Below are 6,248 nucleotides of genomic sequence, written 5' to 3' on the forward strand. Positions count from 1 at the left end.
GATATCGCCACATGAACTTCAACAACATGTCCCGCCACATCCGCCTCATCGTGCGCGGCGAACTTCTCATGCTGCAGGCGAAGCTCGCCTTTGCCATGAAGCGTTCGGCCTTCGTCGGCTTTGCGTTGCTGTTTGCAGGGCTCGGCCTCGTCTTCATCAACATGGGGCTTTTCGCGTGGCTGTCTCCGCTGTGGGGTCCGGTCTGGACGCCGGTGGGCCTCGGTCTCATCAATCTGGCACTCGCGGTGGTCGCGCTGGCGATTGCCGCCTTCGTCAAGCCCGGCGCCGACATGGCGCTGGCCGAGGAGATCCGCAACATGGCAGCGGACTCGATCGAGACGGAAATCAGGTCGGCCCCGCTCATGGGTGGTGGCTCGCTTGCGGGCCTCGTCTTGCCTGCCGTCTCGACCATCATCGGCGCCATGGCGCGCCGCCACAAGGAGAAGTGAGGGAACCGTTGTGTTGCGCTGACTTCAGGCCGAGAGGGCGGCTGAACCCAGCATCACCGCAAGCAACCCCAGCCAGCCTGCAAAAAGGCGTCGGAGCAGTCGCAGCCCACCGGCATCCTTGCCATGCAGGGCCCCGCCGAGCAGAGTCCAGCCCGTTGTCGCGGCAATGAGCACCGCCAGCAATAGCCCGAGTGCTGCGCCCTGCTGCGGCTGTGAGGGGATCAGCACCAATCCGATGATGAAGGCCTTGGGATTGAGCATGGTGGTGATGAACAATTTCCCGCCGCGCACGCTGCCGGTGATGGGCGCATCATCATCCGTCCGGCGCCATTGCGCATAGGCCATCCATGCCACCCACAGCGCGGCGGCGAGGGTCACGCCCGCACGCACCCAGTGCTGCTGGCGGATCAGATCGTCACCCAGGAGTGAGAGCGGCACAACGGTGATGGCATAGGCAACCACGACGAGCGGCAGCAGCCGCAGGCTGCGCCACGCACCGGCCTCGGCGCCCGACAGTGCGAGCAGCGCATTGGTGGGCCCCGGCGCGAAGAGCAGGGCGATGAGGCTCAGGCAGAACTGCGGTGTCGTCATCTTCGTCTTTCAGCTGTCGGGTAGCTTCACTTGTCGTCGAAGCGATCGCTAGCTCCATGATCGAGATCAACTCCCGCCATGGCCGGTCGGGGCGAGATGGCCTCTGCAAGCCGCATGATGGCGGGAAAGGCCAGCGACCAGGCGAGACCGATGATGACGAGCGCTCCCGCACTTGGCATCTCGGCCGCCCCCATCTTGGCGCCGGTCCAATAGGCCAGCGGCCCGAAGAGAAGCCCCAGCAGCATCTGCAGGCCGGTGCGACCCTGCAGCCAGGTCAGGCTGCCATTGGGCAGGCTGGCAAAGCCCAGCCACAGCGCCCAGACCCAGATCGGCGGCAGCACGCCCAGAACCGGCGTTCCGATGAAGGTCACGAGACCGGCGCCCATGAATCCCGTCTCGAGCAAGATGCCGAACAGGGCGATGGCCAGCACCAGCCGCAGTTCCTCCCAGATCACGGCCCGGCTCACAAAAAGGTGAAGGGCGAGAACGGCCAGGGCGGGAATGATGCCAAGCCATGGCCAACCGCCCGCACCGCCCGCCACGGCGGAGGCCCAGGCCACGTCGAAGGCCAGAAACTGGAACAGGGAGGTCAAGGCTTGCATGAGGTCTGGCCGGCCACTTTCTGCGTAGGCGAAGACGGAAACCACAGGGGAGATGATCTGACGATGGAAATAATACCCTTTACGTGCGCTGTCGTGCGGCGGTTTTCGCTGCCCTGCCTTCTTCTGGCGTCGCTGGCCGGGCCCGCCGCGGCGGACAAGCTGTCTGGGCAGCAACTTCAGTCCTTCATCAGCGGCAAGCGGATATTCCTGGCCGTGCCGCTGGGCGGCGAGATCCCGCTCACCTACCGCCCGGGCGGCGTGGTGGATGGCTCCGGCGAGGCAGCGGGGCTCGGCCGCTACATGACGCCAAAGGACAAGGGCCGCTGGTGGGTGTCAGGCGACCGGCTGTGCCAGAAGTGGCAGCAGTGGTATGATGGCAAGACCTTCTGCTTCACGGTCACGATGCTTGCCGACAACCGCATCCGCTGGGTGCGCGACGACGGCAAGATCGGCATCGCGCGGCTGCGCTGAGGCGCCACCAGTGGGTGGCGACGGCGCGCATACCCGCCGCCCGCAAGATGCTGTTGCCATCGCGCCCGCCTGCACCAATGATGCGGACCGGAAAAAACAGGGGATTCCATGTTCGATGATCTGAAGGGCAAGGTCGTGGTGGTGACGGGTGGCGTCACCGGTATCGGCGGCGCGGCCTCGCTGGCCTTCGCCGCGGCAGGTGCCAAGGTGTTTGCGCAATATCATGGCGGCGGTGACGAGCTTGCGGCAATCGAGAAGGCCGGCATCGCAACGCTGAAGCTGGACCTGACGGAGAAGGGTGCCCCCGAGAAGCTGATCGAGGCCGCGCTGGCCCGCTTCGGCCGCATCGACGTCATGGTCAACAATGCCGGTAGCCTCGTCGCGCGCATTCCGGTCACCGACCTTGATGATGATTTCATCGACCAGGTGTTCGACCTCAACTGCCGCCAGCTCATTCATTGCTGCCGCCTCGCCGCGAGGCTGATGAAGGCGCAAGGTGCCGGCAACATCATCAATGTCACGTCCATCGCGGCGCGCACCGGGTCGAGCCCGGGTGGAGCCGTCTATGGTGGCGCCAAGGCCTTCGTCTCGGCCTTTTCCAAGACGCTCGCCAAGGAGCTCGTCGGCAATGGCGTGCGCGTCAATTGCGTGTCGCCGGGCACGATCCACACGGCCTTCCATGATCGCTTCTCGGATGAGGCCAAGCGCGAGGCAACCCGCAAGACCATTCCCATGCAGCGACTTGGCCTTGCGCAGGACTGCGCCGGCACCTTCCTCTATCTCGCCAGCGATGCTGCGTCGGGCTACGTGACGGGGCAGGTGATCGAGGTCAACGGCGGGCAGCTGATGGCATGAGCCTGCACACCCGCGAGCGCTCGGTCCTCCCTGATGTCACAGCGCCTGACGGCTCGGAGGTCCGCATTCTCGCGTCCACCTCGCGGGGGTCCATGGCGCAGTTCACGCTGCCGCCGGGTGCCGTGTCGAAGGCCGTCGCGCATCGCAGCGTCGAGGAGGTGTGGCTCTGTACGCACGGGAAGGGCCGCATGTGGCGCAAGCTCGACGCGGCGCAGGTGACGGTCGATCTCAGGCCGGGAATTTCGGTATCAATCCCGGTCGGCGCGCAGTTCCAGTTCAGGAACGACGGTGATGAAGCGCTGCACTGCGTCGGCGTCACCATGCCGCCGTGGCCGGGCATGGACGAGGCCTATGAGGTGCAGGGCGTCTGGTGAGACGATCCTTTGTCTCATCATGACCGGGCATCCTTTCCGATGGCCACGAAAAAGGATGGCCGGGTCAAGCCCGGCGATGATGAAGCTGGAATATGAGAGGAAAGGACTGGCGCCTCACCACGTGCCCGTGTTCTGCATCGACGACCACGGCTCCGCCACCGGCAGCGCATCGCCCTTCTGCAGCAGTTCGATCGAAATGCCGTCCGGCGTCTTGATGAAGGCCATGCGGCCGTCGCGCGGCGGGCGGTTGATGGTGATGCCGTGCTTCTGGAGGTTGGCGCAGTAATCGTAGATGTTGTCGACGCCAAGCGCCAGGTGGCCGAAGTTGCGGCCGCCGGTATATACTTCCGGGTCCCAGTTGTAGGTGAGCTCGACCGGCGCATCGGGGCTTTCGGGCGCGGCGACGAAGACCAGCGTGAAGCGGCCCTTCTCGTTTTCGTAGCGGCGCTGCTCGACGAAGCCGAGCTTGTTGATGAAGAAATCGACCGACTGCTCCAGGTTGGAGACGCGGATCATGGTGTGGAGATATTTCATGGGGTCACCTCGTGTTTGAGGAACAGATAGATGAACTGACCCGGATGGTCCAGCGCGCGCGAAGTGCGGTGGTGTTCACCGGGGCCGGCATCTCCACCGAATGCGGCATACCGGACTTCCGTTCGCCCGGCGGCTTCTGGACCAGGTACAAGCCCATCGACTACAGCGAGTTTCTTGCGTCAGAGGACACGCGCCTCGAGGCCTGGCGGCGCTTCCTGATGATCCGCGAGACCATCGCCAGGGCCGAACCCGGTCCCAGCCACAGGGCGCTGGCGCGGCTGATGGACATGGGCCACGTCACCAGCGTCATCACCCAGAACATTGACGGACTGCATGAGGCCTCGGGCATTGCAGCTGATCGCATCATCGAGATCCACGGCAACGGCACCTATGCCAAGTGCCTGTCCTGTGGCCTCCGCCACGAGATCGACTGGGTGAGCGAGGTGATCGGCGAGACGGGCAGGGCGCCTGCCTGCACCGGTTGCGGCGGCATCGTCAAGTCGGCCACCATTTCCTTCGGCCAGGCCATGCCGGAGCAGGAAATGGCCGATGCCAAGGCGGCCACGCTGAACGCTGACCTGTTCATCTCCATCGGGTCGTCGCTGCAGGTGTTCCCGGCGGCGGGCTTGCCGGTGCTCGCCAAGCAGAACCGCACGCCACTGGTCATTCTCAACCGCGAGGCGACGGGCCTCGACGGTCTGGCCGACCTCGTGATCAACGCCGAGTCGGGCCCGGTGCTGGCCGCCGTCACCGCACGCCTGGATCGGCTCTGATTCGGATGGGGTTACAGGGAAACACCCCGCACCTTCGCTGCGTGGCGTGCGGCATGCAGCGGTGTGTTGCGGTGCGTGGGGCGCTGCGGCGCCCGCCGCAGTTGTGGAATCATTGCTCTCAATCTGCATGAATCCGCAGTGATTGCGGGTCTTTGGTTCACCCCGCATGATGCTGTCGGGGCACGGTTCCGGGTTTATTCAATCGCGGCCTGCGGTTTTCCACACGGGTCCTTTGGCAGGGCTGTACAAACGCTGCGGATTTGCGCAGATTGGGGCGGAATGGCGGCAGGGCTGTATCGTAAAGCCGCACCGGGGACAGAGTTGGTGACATGGCGGTGAGCGGCGAATTGACAGGCGAGACGGTAACCTCTCAGGCCGAAGCACTCGACAGCAACATTCGCATCGTGCAGGTGAGCGGTCTTGTGAAGTGGTTCGATGTTGGCCGTGGTTATGGCTTCATCATCCCCGACAACGGCATGCAGGACATTCTCCTGCACCTCAGCTGCCTCAAGCGTGACGGCTTCGACGCCCCGCTCGAGGGTACCCGGGTGATCTGCGAGGCCGTGGCCCGCCAGAAGGGTTATCAGTGCCTGCGCGTTCTGACGGTTGATCCGTCGACGGCCATCAACCCGGTGGAGCGCCGCCCGCGCACCCACACCACGGTCGTTCCGTCCAGCGCCTGGATCCGCGCCAAGGTGAAGTGGTTCAACCGCGCCCGCGGCTTCGGCTTCGCGTCCGAGGGCGAGAGCTCGCCTGACATCTTCATCCACATGGAAACGCTTAGGAAGACGGCGATCGCCGATCTGCAACCGGACAGCTGGATCTACATCCGCTTCGGTGACGGCCCGAAGGGCAAGATGGCCGCTGAAGTGCGCCTGTCGCTTGAGGGCGGCCCGGCCCACACCCAGTAGGCCAAACTTCTGCAACAATTGAGAGGGAAGGACTGCAGGCCATGATACGCCATGCCCTGACAGTCATCCTCTGCGCCTTTCTGGTGCTCGTGCCGACCGCGCTCAGGGCCGAAGAGGCGCTCACCAAGATCGAGCCGCTGACCATCGCCACCGACGGCGACGCCACCATGTTCACGGTCGAGATCGCCGATACCGGCATGAGCCGGGAGCGCGGCCTGATGTTCCGCCAGCGCCTTCCGGAGGACCGCGGCATGCTGTTTGACTTCGGCGAGCCGCGCCCTGTCTCCATGTGGATGAAGAACACCTACATCCCGCTCGACATGCTGTTCATCCGGGCCGACGGCACCATTGCCTATATCGCCGAGAACACGGTGCCGAAGTCGCTGGACACCATCGGCATCACCGAACCCGTGAAGGCCGTGCTGGAGCTTGCCGGCGGCGCCGCCAGGAAGCACGACATCCACCCCGGCAACGTGGTTTACCACCGCATCTTCAACAATGCAGAGGAGGCCGGGGCCCCTTCACCCTGATCGTTGCCCTTAGTCTTGCTCCGGCAAGGTAATCTGGGTATGAGGCTCCCCTAGCGGAGGCCCGTATTCGGGGTGTAGCGCAGTCTGGTAGCGCACCTGCCTTGGGCGCAGGGGGTCGTGAGTTCGAATCTCGCCACCCCGACCACCGGCCTCCCGCC

The 6,248-nt window shown here is 64.7% G+C and carries 10 protein-coding genes and 1 tRNA gene; 8 read left to right on the plus strand and 3 right to left on the minus strand.

Features of this window, described 5'->3' with window-relative positions:
- The first annotated feature begins 11 nt into the window (after positions 1-11).
- Entirely contained in the window at positions 12-449 is a 438-nt protein-coding gene (locus WCJ41_RS12595) for a hypothetical protein (protein ID WP_336906173.1), read from the plus strand.
- 24 nt (positions 450-473) lie between these two features.
- Here the strand turns inward: WCJ41_RS12595 and WCJ41_RS12600 are convergent, their stop codons facing one another.
- Together WCJ41_RS12600 and WCJ41_RS12605 are read right to left on the minus strand one after the other, a co-directional pair.
- Entirely contained in the window at positions 474-1,040 is a 567-nt protein-coding gene (locus WCJ41_RS12600; RefSeq protein ID WP_336906174.1) for a LysE family transporter, read from the minus strand.
- A 26-nt stretch (positions 1,041-1,066) separates the two neighbouring features.
- A complete protein-coding gene (locus WCJ41_RS12605) occupies positions 1,067-1,642 on the minus strand; it encodes a DUF2878 domain-containing protein (protein ID WP_336906175.1) in 576 nt (191 codons plus the stop codon).
- Positions 1,643-1,735: 93 nt separating this feature from the next.
- Here WCJ41_RS12605 and WCJ41_RS12610 point away from each other — a divergent pair, with 93 nt between their 5' ends.
- The 3 genes from WCJ41_RS12610 to WCJ41_RS12620 all read left to right on the plus strand — a co-directional run bounded on the left by WCJ41_RS12610 (position 1,736) and on the right by WCJ41_RS12620 (position 3,342).
- A complete protein-coding gene (locus WCJ41_RS12610; RefSeq protein ID WP_336906176.1) occupies positions 1,736-2,113 on the plus strand; it encodes a hypothetical protein in 378 nt (125 codons plus the stop codon).
- Between the two features lie 108 nt (positions 2,114-2,221).
- A complete protein-coding gene (locus WCJ41_RS12615; protein ID WP_336906177.1) occupies positions 2,222-2,968 on the plus strand; it encodes an SDR family oxidoreductase in 747 nt (248 codons plus the stop codon).
- On the plus strand, positions 2,965-3,342 hold the full coding sequence (locus WCJ41_RS12620) for a cupin domain-containing protein (protein ID WP_336906178.1): 378 nt from the start codon (positions 2,965-2,967) through the stop codon (positions 3,340-3,342). The genes WCJ41_RS12615 and WCJ41_RS12620 overlap by 4 nt, the downstream gene beginning before the upstream one ends.
- Positions 3,343-3,456: 114 nt before the next feature.
- Here WCJ41_RS12620 and WCJ41_RS12625 read toward each other — a convergent pair whose 3' ends face one another.
- On the minus strand, positions 3,457-3,876 hold the full coding sequence (locus WCJ41_RS12625; RefSeq protein ID WP_336906179.1) for a VOC family protein: 420 nt from the start codon (positions 3,874-3,876) through the stop codon (positions 3,457-3,459).
- A gap of 44 nt (positions 3,877-3,920) precedes the next feature.
- Between WCJ41_RS12625 and WCJ41_RS12630 the strand changes: the two genes are divergently transcribed.
- The 4 genes from WCJ41_RS12630 (at position 3,921) to WCJ41_RS12645 (ending at position 6,235) form a co-directional block, all read left to right on the plus strand.
- On the plus strand, positions 3,921-4,649 hold the full coding sequence (locus WCJ41_RS12630; protein WP_336906180.1) for a Sir2 family NAD-dependent protein deacetylase: 729 nt from the start codon (positions 3,921-3,923) through the stop codon (positions 4,647-4,649).
- Between the two features lie 329 nt (positions 4,650-4,978).
- Complete coding sequence (locus WCJ41_RS12635; protein WP_336906181.1) at positions 4,979-5,560, plus strand: cold shock domain-containing protein; 582 nt, start codon at positions 4,979-4,981, stop codon at positions 5,558-5,560.
- A 41-nt stretch (positions 5,561-5,601) separates the two neighbouring features.
- Positions 5,602-6,090 (plus strand): DUF192 domain-containing protein, encoded by a 489-nt coding sequence (locus WCJ41_RS12640; protein WP_336906182.1) that lies wholly within the window; start codon positions 5,602-5,604, stop codon positions 6,088-6,090.
- Positions 6,091-6,158: 68 nt separating this feature from the next.
- Positions 6,159-6,235 (plus strand) — tRNA-Pro (locus tag WCJ41_RS12645).
- Positions 6,236-6,248 lie beyond the last annotated feature (13 nt).

The sequence above is a fragment of the Aestuariivirga sp. genome, from assembly GCF_037139295.1.
Lineage (GTDB): Bacteria > Pseudomonadota > Alphaproteobacteria > Rhizobiales > Aestuariivirgaceae > Aestuariivirga.